At 58.1% G+C, this 21,418-nt stretch carries 23 protein-coding genes; 14 read left to right on the top strand and 9 right to left on the bottom strand.

What is annotated here, in order from left to right; genetic code table 11:
• Positions 1–75: 75 nt before the first annotated feature.
• Entirely contained in the window at positions 76–501 is a 426-nt protein-coding gene (locus L7A15_RS04785; RefSeq protein ID WP_237189476.1) for a DUF1844 domain-containing protein, read from the bottom strand.
• A 294-nt stretch (positions 502–795) separates the two neighbouring features.
• On the opposite strand from L7A15_RS04785, the gene infC reads away from it, so the two are divergent.
• The 3 genes from infC (at position 796) to rplT (ending at position 2,380) form a co-directional block, all read left to right on the top strand.
• A complete protein-coding gene (gene infC / locus L7A15_RS04780; RefSeq protein WP_237189492.1) occupies positions 796–1,488 on the top strand; it encodes a translation initiation factor IF-3 in 693 nt (230 codons plus the stop codon).
• A 199-nt stretch (positions 1,489–1,687) separates the two neighbouring features.
• Positions 1,688–1,882 (top strand): 50S ribosomal protein L35, encoded by a 195-nt coding sequence (gene rpmI, locus L7A15_RS04775; RefSeq protein WP_135011425.1) that lies wholly within the window; start codon positions 1,688–1,690, stop codon positions 1,880–1,882.
• Positions 1,883–1,996: 114 nt separating this feature from the next.
• Entirely contained in the window at positions 1,997–2,380 is a 384-nt protein-coding gene (gene rplT, locus L7A15_RS04770; protein WP_135011424.1) for a 50S ribosomal protein L20, read from the top strand.
• 317 nt (positions 2,381–2,697) lie between these two features.
• Here the strand turns inward: rplT and L7A15_RS04765 are convergent, their stop codons facing one another.
• The 6 genes from L7A15_RS04765 to L7A15_RS10660 all read right to left on the bottom strand — a co-directional run bounded on the left by L7A15_RS04765 (position 2,698) and on the right by L7A15_RS10660 (position 4,696).
• Positions 2,698–2,955 carry a type II toxin-antitoxin system RelE family toxin gene (locus tag L7A15_RS04765; RefSeq protein WP_237189475.1) on the bottom strand — a complete coding sequence of 86 codons (258 nt, stop codon included), beginning with the start codon at positions 2,953–2,955 and terminating at the stop codon, positions 2,698–2,700.
• Between the two features lie 9 nt (positions 2,956–2,964).
• Complete coding sequence (locus L7A15_RS04760) at positions 2,965–3,210, bottom strand: type II toxin-antitoxin system prevent-host-death family antitoxin (RefSeq protein ID WP_237189474.1); 246 nt, start codon at positions 3,208–3,210, stop codon at positions 2,965–2,967.
• Between the two features lie 125 nt (positions 3,211–3,335).
• The gene (locus L7A15_RS04755) at positions 3,336–3,611 is read right to left on the bottom strand and encodes a type II toxin-antitoxin system YafQ family toxin (RefSeq protein ID WP_237189473.1); all 276 of its coding nucleotides are present in this window, start codon (positions 3,609–3,611) and stop codon (positions 3,336–3,338) included.
• On the bottom strand, positions 3,608–3,880 hold the full coding sequence (locus L7A15_RS04750; RefSeq protein WP_237189472.1) for a type II toxin-antitoxin system RelB/DinJ family antitoxin: 273 nt from the start codon (positions 3,878–3,880) through the stop codon (positions 3,608–3,610). The genes L7A15_RS04755 and L7A15_RS04750 overlap by 4 nt, the downstream gene beginning before the upstream one ends.
• Positions 3,881–4,128: 248 nt before the next feature.
• Entirely contained in the window at positions 4,129–4,497 is a 369-nt protein-coding gene (locus tag L7A15_RS10665; protein WP_237218373.1) for a nitroreductase family protein, read from the bottom strand.
• Entirely contained in the window at positions 4,472–4,696 is a 225-nt protein-coding gene (locus L7A15_RS10660; RefSeq protein ID WP_272878646.1) for a nitroreductase family protein, read from the bottom strand. Before L7A15_RS10660 ends, L7A15_RS10665 begins: the two co-directional genes overlap by 26 nt.
• Before the next feature lie 358 nt (positions 4,697–5,054).
• On the opposite strand from L7A15_RS10660, the gene L7A15_RS04740 reads away from it, so the two are divergent.
• The 3 genes from L7A15_RS04740 (at position 5,055) to L7A15_RS04730 (ending at position 10,984) form a co-directional block, all read left to right on the top strand.
• On the top strand, positions 5,055–6,632 hold the full coding sequence (locus L7A15_RS04740; RefSeq protein ID WP_237212320.1) for a type I restriction-modification system subunit M: 1,578 nt from the start codon (positions 5,055–5,057) through the stop codon (positions 6,630–6,632).
• Positions 6,625–7,818: a restriction endonuclease subunit S gene (locus L7A15_RS04735; protein ID WP_237212319.1), complete on the top strand. Its 1,194-nt coding sequence runs from the start codon at positions 6,625–6,627 to the stop codon at positions 7,816–7,818. The genes L7A15_RS04740 and L7A15_RS04735 overlap by 8 nt, the downstream gene beginning before the upstream one ends.
• 109 nt (positions 7,819–7,927) lie before the next feature.
• Positions 7,928–10,984, top strand: a complete 3,057-nt coding sequence (locus tag L7A15_RS04730; protein ID WP_237212318.1) for a type I restriction endonuclease subunit R — start codon at positions 7,928–7,930, stop codon at positions 10,982–10,984.
• Positions 10,985–11,085: 101 nt separating this feature from the next.
• Here the strand turns inward: L7A15_RS04730 and L7A15_RS04725 are convergent, their stop codons facing one another.
• Positions 11,086–11,364, bottom strand: coding sequence for a Txe/YoeB family addiction module toxin (locus tag L7A15_RS04725; RefSeq protein ID WP_237212317.1), 279 nt, complete (start codon positions 11,362–11,364; stop codon positions 11,086–11,088).
• Positions 11,357–11,611, bottom strand: coding sequence for a type II toxin-antitoxin system RelB/DinJ family antitoxin (locus tag L7A15_RS04720; protein ID WP_083093599.1), 255 nt, complete (start codon positions 11,609–11,611; stop codon positions 11,357–11,359). Before L7A15_RS04720 ends, L7A15_RS04725 begins: the two co-directional genes overlap by 8 nt.
• 156 nt (positions 11,612–11,767) lie before the next feature.
• Here L7A15_RS04720 and L7A15_RS04715 point away from each other — a divergent pair, with 156 nt between their 5' ends.
• From L7A15_RS04715 to argB, 8 genes are all read left to right on the top strand, one after another.
• A complete protein-coding gene (locus tag L7A15_RS04715) occupies positions 11,768–12,703 on the top strand; it encodes a TrmH family RNA methyltransferase (protein ID WP_237212316.1) in 936 nt (311 codons plus the stop codon).
• Complete coding sequence (locus L7A15_RS04710) at positions 12,703–13,146, top strand: (deoxy)nucleoside triphosphate pyrophosphohydrolase (protein ID WP_237189125.1); 444 nt, start codon at positions 12,703–12,705, stop codon at positions 13,144–13,146. Before L7A15_RS04715 ends, L7A15_RS04710 begins: the two co-directional genes overlap by 1 nt.
• 161 nt (positions 13,147–13,307) lie before the next feature.
• The gene (gene pheS, locus L7A15_RS04705) at positions 13,308–14,435 is read left to right on the top strand and encodes a phenylalanine--tRNA ligase subunit alpha (RefSeq protein WP_237189126.1); all 1,128 of its coding nucleotides are present in this window, start codon (positions 13,308–13,310) and stop codon (positions 14,433–14,435) included.
• A gap of 4 nt (positions 14,436–14,439) precedes the next feature.
• On the top strand, positions 14,440–16,992 hold the full coding sequence (gene pheT, locus L7A15_RS04700) for a phenylalanine--tRNA ligase subunit beta (protein ID WP_237212315.1): 2,553 nt from the start codon (positions 14,440–14,442) through the stop codon (positions 16,990–16,992).
• A 296-nt stretch (positions 16,993–17,288) separates the two neighbouring features.
• Positions 17,289–17,957, top strand: a complete 669-nt coding sequence (locus L7A15_RS04695; RefSeq protein WP_237189128.1) for a hypothetical protein — start codon at positions 17,289–17,291, stop codon at positions 17,955–17,957.
• Positions 17,958–18,127: 170 nt separating this feature from the next.
• Positions 18,128–19,171, top strand: coding sequence for an N-acetyl-gamma-glutamyl-phosphate reductase (argC, locus tag L7A15_RS04690; RefSeq protein WP_237189129.1), 1,044 nt, complete (start codon positions 18,128–18,130; stop codon positions 19,169–19,171).
• Positions 19,168–20,379, top strand: a complete 1,212-nt coding sequence (gene argJ, locus L7A15_RS04685; RefSeq protein ID WP_237208288.1) for a bifunctional glutamate N-acetyltransferase/amino-acid acetyltransferase ArgJ — start codon at positions 19,168–19,170, stop codon at positions 20,377–20,379. The genes argC and argJ overlap by 4 nt, the downstream gene beginning before the upstream one ends.
• Before the next feature lie 87 nt (positions 20,380–20,466).
• Positions 20,467–21,414, top strand: a complete 948-nt coding sequence (gene argB, locus L7A15_RS04680; protein WP_423816901.1) for an acetylglutamate kinase — start codon at positions 20,467–20,469, stop codon at positions 21,412–21,414.
• Positions 21,415–21,418 lie beyond the last annotated feature (4 nt).

The raw sequence follows: 21,418 nt of genomic DNA, 5'->3' as shown, positions 1-21,418 counted from the left end.
AAGACGCCACCTGCCTTAGCCGCCGTGTGAGGCGGTAGGGGCGGTGGCGTCCTTCTTTCCTTAAAAGCTGGTGTCTTAGAAGACGGGGCCGGTGAATTTTTCGCCGGGGCCCTTGCCGGGTTCGTCGGGAATGATGGAGGCTTCGCGGAAGGCCAGCTGGAGGGAGCGCAGGCCGTCGCGTAGGGGAGCGGCGTGCTGGGAGCCGATTTCGGGGGCGGCTGCGGTGACGAAGCCGGCGAGGGCAGTGATGAGCTTGCGGGCTTCATCGAGGTCCTTGAGCTCGTCGGCGTTGTCTTCGGCGGCCAGGCCGCACTTGACGGCGGCGGCGCTCATGAGGTGGACGGCGGCGGTGGTGATGACCTCGACGGCGGGCACCTCGGCGATGTCGCGCATTTGGGCGTTGACTTCTTCGATCTGCTCGGCGGTGAGTCCGTCGGGGAGGTTCTGCTCCTGGGCGTCGCCTGGGGTTTCTTCAAAGCGGTAGCTGGTTTCGTTGCTCATAGTTACTAGAATCTCACACCTTTCCCCGCGACCGTGAATCAGGCGTCACACGCCATTAACCCTTGATAATCTGGCCATAACCCAGTAATGTTAAGGCCTGTATGCAAGCGGAACTTCTGTTCCCACCTGCTCCACCGCGCTAGGTGGTCGGGTTACTCCCCAGTGTTCCTCCCTGGCTTATCAGGTGGGCGGACGGCAGGGCGGCGGGTAACCGCGTCCTTGCCCCGGCGCTGGGGTTGGGTTTTGAGTCCCCGTTTGCTTGCCGCAACCGGGGGCTTTTTGGTTCCCACAGAAATTCACGGGGGTTTACCCCCAATAAGCAACAGGAGCTTTGTCATTAGCGATCCACGCATCAACGACCGTATTCGCGTTCCGGAAGTCCGCCTTGTCGGCCCCGGCGGTGAACAGGTTGGTATTGTCCGTGTAGAAGATGCACTGCGTCTTGCTCAGGAGTCTGACCTCGACCTGGTTGAGGTTGCCCCGAACGCTAAGCCGCCTGTGTGCAAGCTGATGGACTTCGGCAAGTACAAGTACGAAGCCGCAGTGAAGGCACGTGAATCTCGTAAGAAGCAGGTTAATGCTTCTTTGAAGGAAATTCGTTTCCGCCTCAAGATTGATACCCATGACTACGAAACCAAGGTGGGACACGCTCGTCGTTTCCTCGCCGGTGGTGACAAGGTCAAGGCTATGATTCAGTTCCGTGGTCGTGAACAGCAGCGCCCCGAGATGGGTGTGCGTCTGCTCGAGCGTATGGCTAATGACCTGGTGGAGGTCGGCACTGTTGAGTCGAACCCCCGCGTTGATGGTCGTAACATGGTGATGGTTCTTGCCCCGCTGCGCGGTAAGCAGGAGGCTCGCCGTGAGAGCCAGAAGCAGGGCGGTCGCAAGGGTCGCGAACGCATCAACACCACTGAGGCTACTCCTGTGACTAATTCGCTGGCTGATGCTATGCCGGCTGAGTTGAAGGCGCAGGCGCAGGCCGAATAAGGAACTGTTTGGCGATTGGGTGCGTGCTCGTGTAGGGTTGCGTGCTTGGTCGTCGTCCGTTGCTTGCGGGTTCTCTTGTGGGACGCGTAGGGGGCGGGCAGATCACCCTTGTAAACTTCCCTACCTGTTAGGGTTGTTAGTTTTTCAGTTCCTCACCCTGTGATTGGGGTGGGGGTAGAACGATAAGGAGAATCGGCTCATGCCGAAGCAGAAGACCCACTCTGGTGCTAAGAAGCGCTTCAAGCTCACCGGTACTGGCAAGGTTAAGCGCCAGCAGGCCAACCGCCGCCACTACCTGGAGCACAAGTCCTCCCGTCTGACCCGTCGTCTGGCTTCTGACCAGATCGTAACCGGCGGTCAGGCTAAGGTCATCAAGAAGATGCTGGGCAAGTAAGCTCTTACTTCTTCGTGAAGCTTCGCCCCTTGTGGGCGCACCAAAAGTAGATATTTTCTCTCCTGCACCAGCGGTTGTTTGAGCTGGGTAGGACATAGACGTTAGGAGACACACGTGGCACGTGTGAAGCGCGCGGTTAACGCGCATAAGAAGCGCCGAGTAATCCTTGATCGTGCATCAGGCTACCGTGGCCAGCGTTCACGCCTTTACCGTAAGGCTAAGGAACAGGTCACTCACTCACTGGTATACAGCTACGACCACCGTCGTAAGAAGAAGGGCGACTTCCGTCGTCTGTGGATCCAGCGTATCAACGCAGCTGCACGCGCTGAGGGCCTGACCTACAACCGTTTCATCCAGGGCCTGAAGGCTGCTGAGGTTGAGGTTGACCGTCGTATGCTGGCTGAGCTGGCTGTTAATGAGCCTGCTGCTTTCTCAGCTCTGGTTGAAATCGCTAAGAACAACCTGCCTGAGGACACTTCAGCTCCCAAGGCTGCCTAAGTCTTTTTAGGTTTGTCTTTCCCCATCTAGCAGGTGGGGTGCGGACGCCGCCTCCCGCTTTCCTGCCCCTGGGCAGGGGAGCGAGGGGGTGGCGTCCTTGTATTTTTGCGGTATCTGTTGGGGCTGGAGCGTCGGGCACACAGCGAACGCCCACCAGATTCTCGCAGTGTCTACGCCTATGATGGGCGCAGCGAGAGTCTGGTGGGCAGTCAGATTCTTAGCGGGGTCGTCCACTGATAAGTAGAGGGCCCTGACTGCCCATAGCTGGGTTGTTAGGGTAGTTCCTTTTTCTTGGCTGGAAAAGAAATACTGGTACCTTACCTGTAAATTTCTCGTCTATGCCCTACCTTGAGCACCAATATGACCAGTTCCCCGTGTTCTACTTCGTAGATAATTCTGTAATTTCCTGTGCGGATTCGGAGTTCACCGGCACCACCCTTGAGTTGAATTGCTCCCTGAGGGTAGGGGTTGCTCTGGAGGGCTTCTATTGCTGTGATTATTTGTCGGGCTGCCTGCCGATCCAGCTTCTTGAGGGTTTTGGCTGCGGTAGGGGTATAGGTGATGGTGTAGGTCATGGACGCCGGTTACAAGCCAAGTTCTTTGAGTAGATCCTCGTGACTGATTCTTTCATTCTCTGAGCGTGCTTTTGCGGCGTCTGCGATATCGGCCTGGTCTTCGAGGGCTTGGATGGCGCGGTCAAAAAATTCAGGGGATACCACAATGGCCCGGCGTTTTGTCCCGCGTGAAGTGAGCTCTACGGGAGCTTTTTGTGCTGCCGCAATGTAATCGCTTTGATTGGCACGGAACTCTGAGAGGGTTGCTGTAGTCATGATTTAAAAGTACATCTTGTACAAGATGGTTTCAAGGGGGGGAGCTATTTCTGTATTGAAAAGCCCACCCCGTTATTGTCCGTGGGAGGACGGCGGCGGGGTGGGCTAGACGCCGGAATTAGTGCTCAAAAGAGGTCTGAATGGCTACCTGTATTGAGCAAGACGAGAACCAGCTGATCCTCAATGCGTTCATATATAAGTAGCCAGTCTGGTTCGATATGGCACTCGCGGGTATCGGCGTAGTTTCCAGTGAGCGCGTGGTCTTTGTGTTTTGCGCTGAGTTGCTTGCCCTCGGCGAGAGCCTCAACAATATCGGTGAGTTTCTGAAGGTCTTTTCCACGCTTTTTAGCGGCTTTTAGACCCTTTTTGAAAGCATTGGTGGTGATGATCTCGTATCTCATAGGTCGTCAATGAGAGTTTTGAATTCCTCGATCGACCTAATCCGGGGAGTGTTTGGGTCCTGGGCGAGCCGACGCCCTTCTTCGATGGCAGCAATAGTTGTCGCGTTGAGGTAGGGGCGCCCAACGGTGAAAGGTATTCTTCTTTCGCGAAGGGCCTGCTTCATGAACATGTTGATTGCTGTAGACATGTTTAGACCTAGTTCGTTGAAGAGTTCCTCTGCCTGGCGTTTAGTCTCTTCGTCGGTTCTAACGCTAATGGTGGTGCTCATAGTCGCTCCTTTCTTGCATTTGTGCGACATAGTTCTACATTAGCAGGAACTCATTAATGATTGAAGAGTCATCAGGTTCGAGGAAATAGGTGAGCAAAAAGCAAGTATGAGATGCTCGAGGCGCTTGGGCCATGGTGTGCCGAAGCTTGTCTGCTGACAGAAAAAGCCCACCCCGCTTTCGTCCGTGGGCGGACGGCGACGGGGTGGGCTTCTGCGCTACCTGAAGTGTGCGGTGGGCTGGGGCCTTGTTAGTTGACCCAGGTAATGACCTCTTCTGCGGGCTTGCGGGTCTGGGGCCAGGGGAGTTCTTCGGTGCGGTAGCCGAGGGCGAGCATAGAGACGATGCCTTCGGTTGCGGGGTCGATGATGCCGTGTCCAGCCAGGAGGGCGTTGGCCTTGTCGGCGTTGAAGCCTTCGATGGGGCAGGAGTCAACGCCGATGAGAGCGGCTGCGGTCATCATGTTGCCCAGGGCAATGTAGGTTTGCTTGGCGGCCCAGTCGAAGAGGGCTCGGTCGGTGGTGAGCCCCATGTCGTTGACCTGGAAGCTCTTGTAGGTTTCGAGGGCCTTAGCGTGGTCTTCGGGGGAGAGGTTACGGGAGGCGAGTGACGCCTGCATATGGGGGCCGTCGTGCTGCATGTTGCGGTTGGCGAGGAGCAGGATGAAGTGGCTTGCGCCGCCGAGCTGGCGGGCTGCACCCCCAGCTGAAGGGTTTGAGAGCTTCGCGGATTTCGGGGTTTTGCAGGACGACGAAACGCCAGCCTTGGGCGCCGACGGAGCTGGGGGAGAGGCGGGCGATTTCGAGGATGTAGTTGATGTCGTCGTCGCTGATTTTCTTCTCGGGGTCGAAGAACTTGATGGCGCGACGGCGATGGGCGGCGTCGAGGACGAGCTACTTGATGTCTTGGTTCTGCACGGGCTGTACCTTTCGTTGTGGAGCTGGTGGATGCTTACACGTCAACAAGAAGGGGAGGGGGTTTATTCCGGGGGAGGGGAGCCAGTAATGCACTGCAGGTATCTGGGCTAGAGAGATATCAGATATCTGAAACAGCAAATGGTTCCTTAACCAAAATGGCAATGAAAAATTCATGGGGACTTCCCTACTAGAATTTGAGTAGGAACTGGAACAGGTGGGTATGGCTAGTTGAGCTTTACCCACCGGAAAGAAAGACTAAATGAGTCAGGAACTTGAGCGGGCAGAGTTGCACCGTGCCCTATGGAAAATTGCGAATGACCTGCGCGGTAGCGTCGATGGGTGGGACTTCAAACAGTATGTTTTGGGGTTCATGTTCTACCGCTTTATCTCGGAAAACCTCACGGCTTACCTTGATAGCGAGTTAGAAGAGGGCGAGTCCAGTTACGCAACCCTGACCAATGTCGAGATTGCTGAGAACCCGGAGGCTATCGAAGATACAGTTGAGGAAAAGGGCTTCTTTATCTTCCCCGAGGACCTTTTCGAGAATGTTCGTCAACGCGCTAACCATAACAATGACAACCTGAATGAAGAACTACAGGACATTTTCAAGCGTATTGAATCCTCAGCTAGTGGCATTCTGAGCGAAGAAGATAACAAGATTCGTGGTCTTTTCGATGACCTGGATGTTAACAGTAATAAGCTAGGGTCTTCTATTCCTAAGCGGAATGACCTGTTGCGGAAGTTGCTCAATGAGGTGGGTAACTTCAAGTTGAGTAGCTTCGCTGATTCCCATAACGATACCTTTGGTGACGCTTATGAGTACCTGATGGGTATGTATGCTTCAAGTGCGGGTAAGTCGGGCGGTGAGTACTATACCCCGCAGGCTGTGTCTGAGTTGCTGGCGCATATTGCTGTGGCGGGTAAGGATAAGGTTAATAAGGTCTATGACCCGGCCTGTGGTTCCGGTGGCCTGCTCCTGAAGTTTGCCAAGGTCTTGGGTAAGGAAAACGTCAAGGAAGGTTTCTTTGGGCAGGAGATTAACCTGACTACCCGTAACCTGGCTGTTATCAATATGTTCCTGCATGACCTCAACTATGCGAACTTTGATATCGCCCACGGGGATACCTTGCTTGACCCGGCCCACCGCGATATTGAGCCTTTTGAGGCGATTGTGTCGAACCCTCCCTATTCTGTGAAGTGGGAGGGTGACGCTAATCCCCTGCTGATTAACGATGAGCGATTCGCTCCGGCTGGTGTGCTGGCTCCTAAATCGAAGGCTGACCTAGCCTTTACCATGCATATTTTGCACTGGCTGGCAGAGAACGGAACGGCTGCCATTGTTGAGTTTCCCGGTGTGCTGTACCGCGGGGGAGCGGAGGGCAAGATTCGTAAGTACCTGATTGATGGTAACTATGTGGACGCCGTGATTCAGCTTCCGCCGGACCTCTTCTTTGGCACCACCATTGGCACCTGCATTATTGTGCTCAAGAAGTCGAAGAAGGATAACAAGACTCTCTTTGTGGATGCCTCGGCCCTTTTTGAGCGGTCAGGTAATAAGAACACTCTGACTGAGGCCCACCGCCAGCAGATTTTGGATGCGCTCGCAGGGCGTCAGGACGTAGACTACTTCGCCCAGCTGGTTGATAACAGCACTATTGCTGAGAACGACTACAACCTTTCGGTATCCTCCTATGTTGAAGCTGAGGACACCCGTGAGGTCATCGATATTGTTGCGCTGAATGCTGAGATCGAGCAGATTGTTGCCCGCCAGGCTCAGTTGCGTATTGAAATTGACGCTATCGTGGGAGAACTCGAGGCAGGTGTAGACCATGAGTAGGATTGCTGAGCTCATTGAAGAACTTTGCCCAAATGGAGTTGTTCATCTATCGATGGGGGCAACTGGAACCTTTACGCGAGGCAGCGGTATTCAAAAGAAAGACTTCCTTGAACAAGGATTTCCTGCAATACATTACGGTCAAATATTTACTCGATACGGGTTGTGGGCCTCAGAAACTTACATTTTTGTTGACGAAGCAGTTGCTGGTAAATCTAAGCTAGCGCAACCTGGTGATGTTGTAATCGCTACTACAAGTGAAAACGATGAAGACCTTGCTAAAGCAGTTGCATGGATAGGTAATTCGCCGGTTGCTGTAAGCAGCGATGCTATGATTTACTCTCCAGAAAACCTTAATCCAAAATTTGTTTCTTACTTTCTAAACTCGACAGACTTTCAGAAGCAAAAAGAAAAATTTATTACCGGAACAAAGGTTAGAAGAATATCATCACAGAACTTTTCTAAGATTAAAATTCCTGTGCCACCGCTGGAAATTCAGGAAGAAATTGTTAGAATATTAGATAGATTCACCTTGCTGGAGGCTGAGCTGGAGGCTGAGCTGGAGGCACGGAGAAAGCAGTATGCCTTTTATCGGGATTCTCTCTTGAATTTTGAAAATAGGGGGGGGCAAGATGATGTGCCCTGGAAATGTTTGGCGGATATTTCATTTATCGGTACGGGTTCTAGGAACACAAACCAGGCTACTTCAGAAGGCAAATACCCATTTTATGTGCGTTCGCAAACGCCACTCGCAATTGACTTCTTTGATTTTGATGAGAAGGCGATTATTACAGCAGGGGATGGCGTTGGTGTTGGTAAGGTTTTCCACTATCAGGATGGAAAATATGCTCTTCACCAGCGAGCCTATAGAATCGTTATTCAAGATCCCAGCGTCGAGCCAAAATTTGCGTTTTATTATATTCAAAATAACTTCAAGCGTTATCTCGAAAAAACAGCTGTCCACGCTTCTGTAACTTCTTTGCGTAAACCTATGTTTGAAAAGTATCAAATTCCAGTTCCTTCAGTAGGTGATCAACAAAGGATTGTTAAAATCCTGGATAAGTTTGACGACCTGGTCAACGACATTAGCTCCGGCCTACCCGCTGAAATCGCTGCCCGTCGCAAACAGTACGAGCACTACCGCGACAAGCTCCTCACCTTCAAAGAACTCCAACCAGAAGCCGCCTAAGCCCCCCCAGCACCGTCGCCCCGGCCCACCACACCCCACAGGCCAGCCGGGGCGACACCGTCCTTACCCCACAACCACACGCCTCTGAACCAGCCACGAAAGAAAAACCATGGCCATCAAGCACAACCCAGCCCACACCATTACCCCCATCCTGCTCACCGAAGAGCACACCGTCGCCAGCGAAATCCCCGTCACCGCCAACCAGGAACTCACCTACCAAACCGAAGCCCAACTCGAAGCCCAACTCATCGCAACCCTCCAAGGCCAAGCCTACGACTACCTCCCCCTCCACACATCAGACGACCTTAAAAACAACCTCCGCACCCAACTCGAAAAACTCAACAACCACCAGCTCACAGACACCGAATGGGAACGCTTCTACACCACCGTCGTAGCCAACCCCACCGCCAGCCACACCGACAAAACCGAAATCATCCAACGCGAGCCCATCCAACCCTGCGTCCTCGACGACGGCACCATTAAAAACTTCAAACTCATCGACCGCCGCGACATCCACAACAACACCCTGCAAGTCATCAACCAATACGTCACAGACGGGGGAGCAGCCCCAAACCGCTACGACGTCACCATCCTGGTCAACGGCCTACCCCTCGTCCACCTAGAACTCAAACGCCGCGGTGTTGAAATTCAAGAAGCCTTCAACCAGATTCGCCGCTACCAGAAAGACTCCTTCTGGGCAGACACCGGCCTCTACGACTACATCCAAATCTTCGTTATCTCCAACGGCACCAGAACCAAGTACTACTCCAACACCGTCCGCTACAAACACGTAGACTCCCAACGATCACAGCGTCGCCGTCGCCAAGCTAGCGCCGACTCCTTCGAATTCACCAGCTGGTGGGCCACCGACAACAACAAACGAATCAGCGACCTCATCCCCTTCGCAAAAACCTTCTTCGCCCGGCACACCCTGCTCAACATTCTCACCCGCTACTGCGTCTTCACCGTCGACAAAGACCTCCTGGTCATGCGGCCCTACCAAATCGTGGCCACCGAAAAAATCCTGCGAAAAATCCTCATCGCCACCAACTACAAAAAACAGGGAACCATCGACGCAGGCGGCTACATCTGGCACACCACAGGATCCGGCAAAACCCTCACCAGCTTCAAAACCGCCCAGCTCGCCAAAGACCTCGACACCGTACACAAGGTCATCTTCGTCGTTGATCGCAAAGACCTGGACTACCAGACCATGAAGGAATACGACGCTTTCCAAAAGGGCGCCGCGAACTCCAATACCTCAACGAAGATCCTCAAAGGTCAGCTTGAAGACCCCGGGGCCCAAATCATTATCACCACTATTCAAAAACTCGACCAGTTCATCAAGAAGAACCCCGGCCACCCCATCTTCGCTGAACCCGTCGTCCTTATCTTCGACGAATGCCACCGCTCCCAATTCGGTGACATGCACACCGCAATCACTCGCAACTTCAAGAAATACTTCATGTTCGGGTTCACCGGCACCCCCATCTTCGACGCCAACGCTAAAAAGAGTGGGAACATCAAACTCCGTACCACCCAGGATGCCTTCGGCGAAAAACTGCACACCTACACCATCGTCGACGCTATCGGTGATAAGAACGTGCTGCCCTTCCGCGTCGAATACAACAACAGCGTCAAACAAGCAGAAAAGGTTGACGACGCAGAGGTATACAGTATTGCCACTGAAGCTGCTATGCGCTCACCCGAACGCATTAAACCCATAGTGCGCTACATTCTCGACCACTACGACCAAAAAACAAAGCGCAACGAAACTTATCAGCTCAAAGACAAGCGCCTTGAAGGGTTCAACTCAATCCTGGCCACAGCCTCCATCGACGCAGCAAAGGTCTATTACAACGCCTTCCAAACAGAGCAACAGCAACGGCTAGAAGAGCACGGCATAGAACCCCTCAAAGTCGCAATCATCTACTCTGCCGCACCACACAACGACGACACCGATGACTTCCTAGCAGAGGAATCACTGAACCCCAGCGAGCTCGATATGGGCTCATTCATGTTCCTGCAAGACGCCGTATCTGACTACAACCAAATGTTTAATCGGTCATTTGATCTCTCAGGCGACGGTTTTGATAGGTACTACAAAGACGTCTCAAAGAAAATGAAAAACCGGGAACTAGACCTACTTATCGTGGTCAATATGTTCCTCACCGGCTTTGACTCAAAGACCATCAACACCCTGTGGGTCGATAAAAACATGAAATCCCATGGCCTGATTCAGGCATTCAGCCGAACCAACCGCATTCTCAACTCGGTCAAAACCTACGGCAACATCGTCTGCTTCCGAAACCTCGAAACCGAAACCGACGAAGCACTCGCCCTCTTCGGCAACAAAGACGCCCGCGCCACCGTCCTGCTCAAACCCTACGCAGACTACCTCGAAACCTACCGAGAAAAACTTGACCAGCTCAACAAAGACTTCTCCCTAGAAAGGCTGAGCTCAGGAGAACTAGGCGAACAAGCGCAGAAAGAATTCGTCAAACTTTTTGGCGAGGTGCTGAAACTCCGCAACATTCTCTCAGCCTTTGACGAATTTGAAGCTGACGACACCCTAGCCCCACGCGACGTGCAAGACTACCAATCGCACTACCTCGATATCTACCGCACAATGCGCGATCTTAGCGAGAACAACCCTGTAGATATCACCGAAGACCTTATCTTCGAAATCGAACTCATCAAACAGGTTTCGGTTGGCGTTGACCATATTCTCATGCTGGTCAAGCAGTACCAGCAGAGCAACGGAACCGATGAAGAAGTCCGTTCCCAGATTAACCGTGCCATCGATTCAAGCCCCACCCTGCACAACAAAAAGGACCTCATCGAAGACTTCCTGAACAAGGTCTCCTTCGACAAGGACGACGTGCAGGGCGAATGGAAGAAGCACATTCAGGAACAATCAACTGCTGAACTCGACAAAATTATTGAAGAAGAAAAACTAAACCCAGAGCCAACCAGAGCTTTCATGGCTGACGCCTGGACATCTGGCGAACTCCCCGTGCATGGGGAACGTATCGGTCGACTGATGAAGGCCACCGGCTCCCGCTTTGCCAAGCCAGCTCATGGTGAAAGCCGCGCTACCCGAAAGGAACGCCTCATCAAGCGTCTACAGCGGTTCTACGAGCGATTCAGCGAAATCATAAGCTAGGTATACCTTCAGTTTTAAAGAGATCCAGCCCGCTACCACCTCTTAGAGGTGGTGCGGGCTGAACGGTTAAGAAAAGACTACCAGCTAATTCGTTAGCCAAGCTAATGATCCCCGTAATGAGTTCGGCAGGCATAAATAATCAGGACGGTACGCCCGTCAAGCTCAGTAACCTCGTAGACCAGTCGATGCGTCTGATCAATTCGTCGCGACCATAGCCCAGAGAACTCCCCTCGCAAGGGCTCAGGTTTCCCGATACCAGAAAATGGTCCGTTCCGTGTGATGTCCTTGATGAGGGCATTGATACGTTTAAGAGTCTTTCGATCTTCAGACTGCCAGGAAACATACTGCTCCCAGGCTTCATCTGACCACAGCTTATTCATCAATAAGCTCGCGTTCTGTGAGATTACCTCCCTTAACCTGAGCAACCGACCGGCGCAACATGCTCACATTGGCCTCGGAATAAAACGGGTCTATCGATACCTCAAAGGGAATCCTCTGCTCCCTAGTCATTTTCTTCGCAAACATCGAAAAGGCAGCAGAAACCGTAATTCCCAGCTCCTGACACAAGACCTCAAGGTCCCTCTTAGTCTGCTCATCCAAACGAACATTCACCACGCTAGTAGCCATAGCGTCCACCTTTCGTATATTCAACGTGTACTCATTGTATGCCTTTTAGTGGTAACTGGAAAGGGTGCTGCCCATACCTTACAGCCCTCCCCACCCCACCGCGTCCTTCCCCACAAACCCACAAGCCAACAAACAAGCCGTGAGACAATAGACCCTATGGATTTCAAAGAACGCCTCAGCACCCCCGTCGTCATGGAAAACCCCCAGGCAGACCGTGTCAAAGACATCGCTAAACTTGCCACCCGGGTAGCCCGCACCAAAACCGGGCACTTCCTGGTCGAGGGGCCGCAGGCCGTCCGCGAAGCCCTCAAAGCCCACCAGGCCAAGCCCCTGCTCGACGCCGTCTACATCACCGAACGCGCATACGACCGCCACCCCGACATCGTTGACCTGCTCGAAGACGTCCACGGCACCCCCACCCCCGAGCCCGGCCGCAAGGTCTTCATGCGCATGGTGACCGAGCCCGTCCTCGCCGCCATGGCCGAATCCGTCAGCCCCCAGGGCATCATCGCCGTCGCCTTCCAGAACGACATCGCCCCCTCCGACATCTGGGGTGAGGGAGCCATCAACCCTAAGCTCATCGCCGTCCTGGCCCGCGTACAAGACCCCGGCAACGCCGGCACCATCCTGCGCGCCGCCGACGCCGCCGGCGCCGACCTCATCGTCACCACCAAGGGTGCAGTTGACCTCTACAACCCCAAGGCAGTGCGCTCCACTGCAGGCTCCCTCTTCCACGTGCCCGTTATCCAGGGCATCGACCTCGAAGACTTCGCCGAAGATGCTAAGGCTCAGGGCATCGGCGTCCTCGCAGCGGACGGCTACGGCCGCGTCTCCCTCGATGACCTCCAGGACGCCGCCTTCGCCCTGCGCAACGGCGTCGAACCCCGCAAGAAGGTCAAGTACGACCTGGCCAAGCCCACCATGTGGCTCTTCGGCAACGAGGCAGCTGGCCTGAGCGACGAAGAAAAAGCCGCCGCCTCCCTGCGCGTGGCCGTGCCCCTGCGCGGGGCCGCCGAATCGCTGAACGTCGGCATGGCAGCTGGCGTCTGCCTCTTCGCCTCGTCTCTGGCGCAGAACCGCAAGGGCGACTAGTGGGGGAGCGCACCAATACCGTCTACCCGGTGCAGGTGGTCGGGGCCGCCATCGTCGATTCTTTGACCAGCCCTACCCGCCTGCTAGTCGGCCAGCGATCGGCCCCGCCCGCGCTCGCGGGTCTGTGGGAGTTTCCCGGCGGCAAGGTCGAACCCGGCGAGGCCTGCGAGGACGCCCTGCTGCGCGAACTTCGTGAAGAACTGGGCATCACCGCCCGGCTCGGTGCCGAAATCACCGGCCCCCACCCCCAGGGCTGGGTGCTGAACGAGAAGGCCGCTATGCGGGTCTGGTTCGCAGACATTACGGACGGACGCGCCGCCGCCCTTCAAGACCACGCCGAGTTGCGCTGGGTTCAGCTTGATGCCACGGTGCTGGAGCTGCCCTGGATTCCCGCTGACTTCCCTATCGTCGAAAAACTACTAGCAGAACCCAGCGCCCCCTAAACCGGCAGGCACCCAGGGCCACCCGCTTGGCCCCGGCTATCTCCCCGGCTGTTCATAGGGCAGACGGCCCCCAGCAACCTGCCCGTCTTTGCACTAAACTATTGTCTTGATGCCCTGGGCGCGGAAAGCGCCCGTTCCAGACAATGTGAAGAGAAGTACACATGACTGAATCTTTGCCCGAGGTGCCCCAGAACCCCACACCCTTCCAGGTGCTGGCCAACATCCGCGCCATCCTCGAAAAAGACCCCGAAAACGGCCTAGCAACCGTCCGCGACGCCTTCGCCGCCGAGTTCGAACGCGCCCAGAAAGAAATCGCCGAACAAACCCCCACCTTTGAAGAACTCAAGCGCGTGCGCCTAGACTTCACCGGCGACAAGGCCGGCTTCACCCTGGCAAACAAGCAAATGCGCGACCTCGCCAAGGAACACAAGGCTGAGGTCGGCAAGATCATGGGCCAGGTGCGAGGCCGCCTCACCAAGGCTCTCGAAGCCCGCAATGCTGAGCTAGAAGAAGAGCGCGACGCCCGCATTCTCATTGAAGAAGCAGTGGACGTTACCGCCCACACCCCCCGCCGTCGTATCGGTGGCCGCCACCCCATCAGCGTCCTGCAAGAACAAATGTGCGACATCTTCGTCGGCATGGGCTGGGAAATCGCCGACGGCCCCGAACTCGAATCAGAGTGGTACAACTTCGACTCACTGAACTTCAAGCCCGACCACCCGGCCCGCGAACTGCAAGACACCTTCTTCGTAGAGCCCACCAGCGCCCACCTCATGCTGCGTACCCACACCTCCCCGGTGCAGATGCGCTCCCTCCTTGAACGTGACCTGCCCCTCTACGTCGTCTGCCCCGGCCAGGTCTACCGCACCGACGAACTCGACGCCACCCACACCCCGGTCTTCCACCAGATCGAGGGCCTGGCCGTCGACAAGGGCCTCACCATGGCCGACCTCAAGGGCACCCTGGAGCACATGGCCCGCGCCATGTTCGGCGAAGAAGCTAAGATTCGCCTGCGCCCCAACTACTTCCCCTTCACCGAGCCCTCCGCAGAGCTGGACGTCTGGCACCCGGACGCCAAGGGCGGCCCCCGCTGGATCGAATGGGGCGGCTGCGGCATGGTCAACCCCAACGTGCTCCGCGCCGCCGGTGTAGACCCCGAGGTTTACTCAGGTTTCGCCTTCGGTATGGGCATCGAACGCACCCTCATGTTCCGCAACGGCGTGCAGGATATGCGCGACATGATTGAAGGCGACGTCCGTTTCTCACAGCAGTTCAAGATGGAGATCTAACCCAATGCGAGTACCCCTTTCCTGGCTGCGTGAATACGCGCCCGTCCCGGCCGACGCACGCGCCGAAGATGTTATGGCTACCCTGGTCAAGGTTGGCCTGGAAGAAGAAGACGTTCACCGCCCGACCGACGAGCTGACCGGCCCCATCGTGGTGGGTCAGGTGCTCTCCATGGAGCCCGAAACCCACTCTAACGGCAAGACCGTGAACTGGTGCCAGGTGCGCGTTGTGCCCGAGGGCCAGAAGCAGACCCTGACCGGTAAGGGCATTGAAGAGTCCGGCGTGCAGGGCATTATCTGCGGCGCCCACAACTTCAAGCCCGGTGACAAGGTTGTCGTGACCCTGCCCGGCGCTGTGCTGCCCGGCGGGTTCGCCATTACCGCCCGCAAGACCTACGGCCACAAGTCAGCCGGTATGATCGCCTCCGTCAAGGAGCTCGGCATCGGCGAGGACCACGGCGGTATTCTGGTGCTCTCCACCCTGGGGCTTGACCCCGAGGTCGGCACCGACGCCATGGAACTGCTGGGCCTCTACGACGAAGCTGCTGAAGTGAACGTCACCCCCGACCGTGGCTACGGCTTCTCCATTCGCGGTATCGCCCGCGAATACTGCCACGCCACCGGCAACGACTTCGACGACTTCGTCCTCGACCTGGCAGCCAAGGCCTCGGCCGCTAACTCCTCCGGTGTGCCCGTCACCCTGACCGACTCAGCTCCCATTCACGGTAAGGACGGCGCCACCCGCTTCGTCACCCGCACCGTCACCGGCGTGAACGCTGCCGCCCCGGTGCCCACCTGGATGTCCTCCCGCCTGCGCCTGGCAGGCGTCCGCTCCATCTCCCTGCCGGTTGATATCTCCAACTACGTCATGCTGGAAACCGGCCAGCCCCTGCACTTCTACGACGCAGATAAGCTGGCAGGCGGCATTACCGTGCGCCGCGCCCAAGCTGGCGAGAAGCTCATCACCCTGGATGAGAAGGAACGCGAACTCCACCCCGAAGACCTGCTGATTACCGACGAATCCGGCCCTATCGGCCTGGCCGGTGTCATGGGTGGGGCCTCCACCGAGGTGTCTGACTCAACCACCACCATCGTCATTGAAGCCGCCCGCTTTGACGAGGTCTCCATCGCCCGCACCGCCCGCCGCCATAAGCTCTCATCAGAAGCCTCCAAGCGCTTCGAGCGCGGCGTCGACCCCCAGATTCAGGCAGCAGCTGCCCAGCGTGCCGTTGACCTGCTGGTTGAACTGGCTGGCGGCACCGCTGGCGAGGGCGTGACGGACGTCGGCGGCAGCTTCGAGCCCACCGTCATCACCCTGCCCGCCGACTACGCCGCAGGCCGCATCGGCATCGACTACACCCAGGAGCAGATTGTTGGCTCCCTGGAGCAGATTGGTGCCAGTGTTGAGGTCACTGAGGGCTCCTACCAGGTCACCGTGCCCTCCTGGCGCACCGACCTGGGCGCCAAGGAAGATTTGACCGAAGAAGTTGCCCGTCTGGTTGGCTATGACCTGATTCCCTCCACCCTGCCCGTGGCCCCTCCCGGCCGTGGCTACACCGTCGAGCAGACCCTGCGCCGTCGGGCCCTGAACGCCCTGGCTGCCTCAGGCTTAACCGAGGTCTTCGCCTACCCCTTCGTCTCCGACGAAGACAACAACCTCTGGGCAAGCCCCGTAGCCGGTGAAAAGGTGGACTCCATCCGCCTGGCCAACCCCATCTCCTCCGCCGAGGGCTGGATGCGCCGTTCCCTGCTGCCGGGCCTCACCCAGGTGCTCTCCCGCAACCTCTCCCGCGGCTTCAAGAACCTGGCCATCTACGAAACCGGCTCCGTCTTCATCCCCGGCCCCCAGCTGGGTTCAGCCTCCATTCCCGGCCTGGGCGTCAAGCCCGCCGACGAGGTCCTGGCCGATCTCAACGCCGGTATCCCCAGCCAGCCCCGCCACATCGCCGGCCTCTTCGCCGGTGCTGAGCACGAGGAAACCCCGGGGGCAACCGCCCGCGCCTTTGACTGGCGCGACGCCCTGGATTCCGTCCTGCTGGTAGCCGACGCCGCAGGCGTGAAGCTCACCGCCGAAAACGGCGAACACCAGGCTTTCCACCCCGGCCGCACCGCCGTCCTCAAGAACGCTGCCGGTGACGTCATCGCCTACGCCGGTGAACTGCACCCCAAGCTCCTGGCCAAGCTCAACCTGCCCGAGCGCACCAGCGCCTTCGAGCTCAACTTCACCGCCCTGATCGCTGAGGCAGGCGAGGCAGTGCAGGCCACCGGCATCTCCGGCTACCCGGCTGCCAACCAGGATGTCGCCATGGTCGTCGATGCCGCAGTTCCGGCCGCTGACGTCGCCGCCGCCCTGGCCGAGGGCGCAGGGGAGCTGCTGGAGGACGTCCGCGTCTTCGACGACTACCGCGGCACCGGTATCGAAGAGGGCAAGAAGTCCCTGGCCTTCGCCCTGCGCTTCCGCGCCACCGACCGCACCCTGACCGCCGACGAGGCCTCCGCAGCCCGCGAGGCAGGCGTCGCGCTCGCCGCCGAACGCTTCGGAGCCACCCAGCGGGCCTAACCTCGGCCCGCTTCCAGGCCAGGACGCCGCCACCCACCACTTCTGCCCCTGGCAGGGGAGGAGGGGGGCGGCGTCCTGGCCTTTAACCTGAAGAAGTCTCAACCCTGGGCTGAAGATTTGCTGATAGCTGTCTCAAAAGAATGCTCAGTAGGCTACAAAAGGCTAGAATGGGTATCTACCCTACCCGCCAGCGACCTGTACCGGCGAGCGTCCTGGCCCTACCCGGCCCCAGCGCGAGGGCCTCTTGACTTGGGCCTACAAAGATGGCCAACCCCCACAACCCCTGGAGAAGCACCGTGAGCGACCAGCGAAACCTCGACGAACAGTACACCACCGGGGAAGAAGCCCGTAACGATGACTTCTTCACCTTCACCGAGGGCGATGAAGAGGGCATCTACGACGAACCTCGCGGCCCCCTTGTCCCCAAGCTGGCAGCTGCAGGCATCATGCTGGTTGCGACCGTCCTGGCCCTCATCTTGCTCATCGGTGGTGTGCGGACCTTCAACGAGGCCCGCGCTAATGAAGGCTACGAGAACCGCTCCTGGGTGATGACTGGCACCCTTGAGGAGGCAACCCGCGATCTGCAGTCGGATAGCAACGTCGGTATTTACACCGGCACCCTTCCCCAGGATGAAGCCCTGGCCGGGAAGACCTTTGTGTCTGACATTGCTGACCCTGCCGCTGTTAGCCCTGGTGCTTCGGTGAAGTTCCGCGGTAGCCAGACGGGTACTGTGAAGGCTGATTTCCCTGAGACGGTGGACGCCCTGCTGGTGCAGGTGGGTGACGGCCAGTTGACGGTGGCTCGTACTGGTCATGAGGGCACCTTGGTTCCGGTGACGAGTGATACGGTGGGGGACCAGAAGCGGGCGGCTATGATTCGTTTGTTGGGTGCGATTCTGGTGTTTGGTGCTGGTGTGGCGGGTACCTTTATGGTGATTCGTAAGCGCAAGTCCGCGTCCCTCTAAACACTCCGCTCCTTTCCCTAGGTACCATCTAAATCGGAAAAGACCACCAGTCCAGTGGTCTTTTCCGTTTTAAATGGTCCTTTCCTGGGGGAGGGGTGGCGCTGGGTTCACATGACGAAACGTAATGCATAAATATTTACTGTTATGTAAAAACATGCAAAAATAGGCCTATGACTATTACCGTAGCTGTCACAGGTGCCACCGGGTACGCCGGTGGCGAGATCCTGCGCCTTCTGGCCACCCACCCCCATGTCGAGGTGAAAACCGTCGCCGCCCACTCGTCCGCAGGTCAACGCCTGGGCGACCTGGCCCCCCACCTCCGTGCCTACGCCGACCTGGTCGTCGCCGACACCACCGCCGAGGCCCTGAGCGGGCACGACGTCGTCTTCATGGCCCTACCGCACGGGGCCAGCGCCGCCATCGCCGCCCAGCTACCTGAGAACACCCTGGTCATCGACGCCGGGGCCGACCACCGGCTTGAGGACGGCGAGGCTTGGGTTAAGTTTTACGGGTCCGAGCACTCCGGCACCTGGCCCTACGGCCTGCCCGAGCTACCCACAGCCACCGGCAAGCAGCGCCAGAACCTGGCGGGAACCAAGCGGGTTGCTGTTCCCGGCTGCTATCCCACCGCCTCCATTCTGGCCCTGGCCCCCGGGTTCGCCGCTGGCCTGCTGGAGCCCACCGACGTCGTCATCGTCGCCGCCTCAGGTACCTCCGGGGCGGGGAAGAGTCTCAAGCCCCACCTGCTCTCAGCAGAAGTCATGGGTGGCATGAGCCCCTACGGGGTGGGCGGTTCCCACCGGCACACCCCCGAAATCGAAGAAAAACTGACCCAGATCGCAGGGGAGCAGGTGCAGATTTCCTTTACGCCCACCTTGGCCCCCATGCCGCGAGGGATCCTGGCTACCGCTACCGCCCGCGTCCGCCCCGGCGTGACCGAAGCCCAGCTCCGAGAAGCCTGGCAGGCAGCCTACGCCGACGAAAAGTTCGTCCACCTGCTGCCTGAGGGCCAGTGGCCCACCACTAAGAGCGTGCAGGGATCTAACCACGCAGAAATGCAGCTGGCCTTCGACGAGCACGCCGGGCGCGTGATCGTCACCAGCGTTATCGACAACCTCGCTAAGGGCACCGCAGGTGGTGCCATCCAATCAATGAATATCGCCCTCGGCCTGCCTGAAAATGCAGGTCTGCTGCAGGAAGGACTTGCACCGTGACCCAGCACCACATCGATGGAATTTCAACTTTTGGCGTGACCTACCCCCGGGGTTTCCGCGCGGCTGGTGTGCCCGCAGGTATCAGCACGGTAGACGGCAAGAAGGACGTTGCCGTGGTGGTCAATGACGGCCCTGACAAGAATGCCGCTGCCGTCTTCACCACCAACCGGTTTGCGGCTGCCCCTGTGCTGTGGAGCCGTCAGGCGATTACCGACGGCCGGGCGGACGCCGTGTTGCTGAACTCCGGCGGGGCCAATGCCTGCACCGGGGCCCCGGGTTTCCAGGACGCCCACGAGAGCGTCGAATACCTGGCTGAGCTGCTGGACGTTTCAGCCGGGGACGTGCTGGTCTGCTCCACCGGTTTGATTGGTCAGCGCCTGCCCATGGAGAACCTGAAGGACGGCGTAGCCCGCGCGGTTGCGGCCCTGGGGGTGAGCCCGGAGTCGGGTACTGATGCCGCTGAGGCGATTATGACCACCGATACCGTCTCTAAACAGGCTGCGATTGAGGTTGAGGTTGAGGAGGGCGGCTCCTACCTGATTGGTGGCATGGCCAAGGGGGCAGGCATGTTGGCCCCGGGCTTGGCGACCATGCTGGTGGTAGTGACGACGGACGCCCTCATCTCACCTGAGAACCTGGACACCGCCTTGCGGGAGGCCGTGCGCCTGAGCTTCAACCGGGCCGACTCAGATGGCTGTATGTCAACTAATGACACCGTGATCCTGATGAGCTCCGGCGCTTCAGCCATTGAGCCTGACCTGGGCACTTTCACCGAGGCCCTGACCAAGGTGTGCCAGGATTTGGCCCTGCAACTCATTGGCGACGCCGAGGGCGCCAGCCACGATGTTCACGTGCGTACCCTGAACGCCGCCACGGAGGCGGAGGCTGAAGAGGTCTCCCGGGCCGTGTCCCGCTCCAATCTCTTCAAGACCGCTATTTTCGGTAACGACCCTAACTGGGGCCGTATTCTCTCCGAGGTCGGCACTACGAGCGCCACGTTTGAACCTGAGAATGTGAACGTCACCATCAACGGGGTGCAGGTCTGCACCGGCGGCGGGATCGGGGAGGACCGCTCCCTGGTTGACCTTGCCGCGCACCGCAAGGTCACGGTTGAGATTGATTTGGGGGCCGGGGAGCACGAAGCTACCATCTGGACCAACGATCTCACCCACGACTACGTCCACGAAAACTCCGCCTACTCCAGCTAAACCCAAGGAAAGGGAAAACCCACCGTGGCAGAGCAGAATAACGCCCAGGCCCGTTTCGATACCGCCCAAGATAAGGCTAGAACCCTCATGGAGGCCCTGCCCTGGATCCAGCAGTTCCGGGGGAAGGTCATGGTCTTCAAGTACGGCGGTAACGCCATGATTTCTGAGGACCTTCGTGCGGCCTTTGCGGAGGACATGGTCTTCTTGCGTACGATCGGTATCTGCCCGGTGGTGGTTCACGGCGGCGGCCCGCAGATTACGGCCATGCTGGACAAGCTGGGTATTGAGAGTGAGTTCCGTGGCGGGCTGCGGTACACGACCCCCGAGGCTATGGACGTCGTCCGTATGGTGCTGACGGGCCAGGTGGCCCGCGAGCTGGTGTCCCTCATCAACGCCCACGGCCCCTACGCGGTGGCTATGAGCGGGGAGGACGGCGGCCTCTTGCGGGCCCGCCGGATTGGCACCGTGGTGGACGGCCAGGAGGTCGACCTGGGCCTGGTGGGCGAGGTCGTGGGCGTCAACACCACCGCTATTATGTCCATGATTGAGGCCGGGAAGATTCCGGTGATTTCGTCCGTCGCCCCGGAAATGCACGACCCAGAAAAGTACCCCGACCACTCCCACGGCCTGGCCGGGCTGACCGGCGAGATCCTCAACGTCAATGCTGATACCGCAGCCGCCGCCGTCGCTGCCGCCCTGGGAGCTGAAAAGCTGGTCGTCCTGACCGACGTGGAGGGCCTCTACGCCAACTGGCCGGACAAGGATTCGCTGATTTCCTCCCTGACCGTCTCTGAGCTGCGCGAGATGCTACCCTCCCTGGTGTCGGGCATGATCCCCAAGATGACGGCCTGCCTGCAGGCGGTTGAGCACGGGGTGCCTCGTGCCTCCATTGTGGATGGCCGTCTGCCCCACTCGCCCCTGCTCGAAATTTTCACCGACCGGGGTATCGGCACCCAGCTCACCCCTGACGACGCCCAGGACGCCCCCTGGCACCACCCGGCCCCTGATTTTCAGCTCAAGCCCGTCACCTACTAGGAAC

This window comes from Rothia nasimurium, from assembly GCF_928391935.1.
Lineage (GTDB): Bacteria > Actinomycetota > Actinomycetes > Actinomycetales > Micrococcaceae > Rothia > Rothia nasimurium_D.
This window is presented reverse-complemented; position numbering and strand designations above follow the sequence as displayed.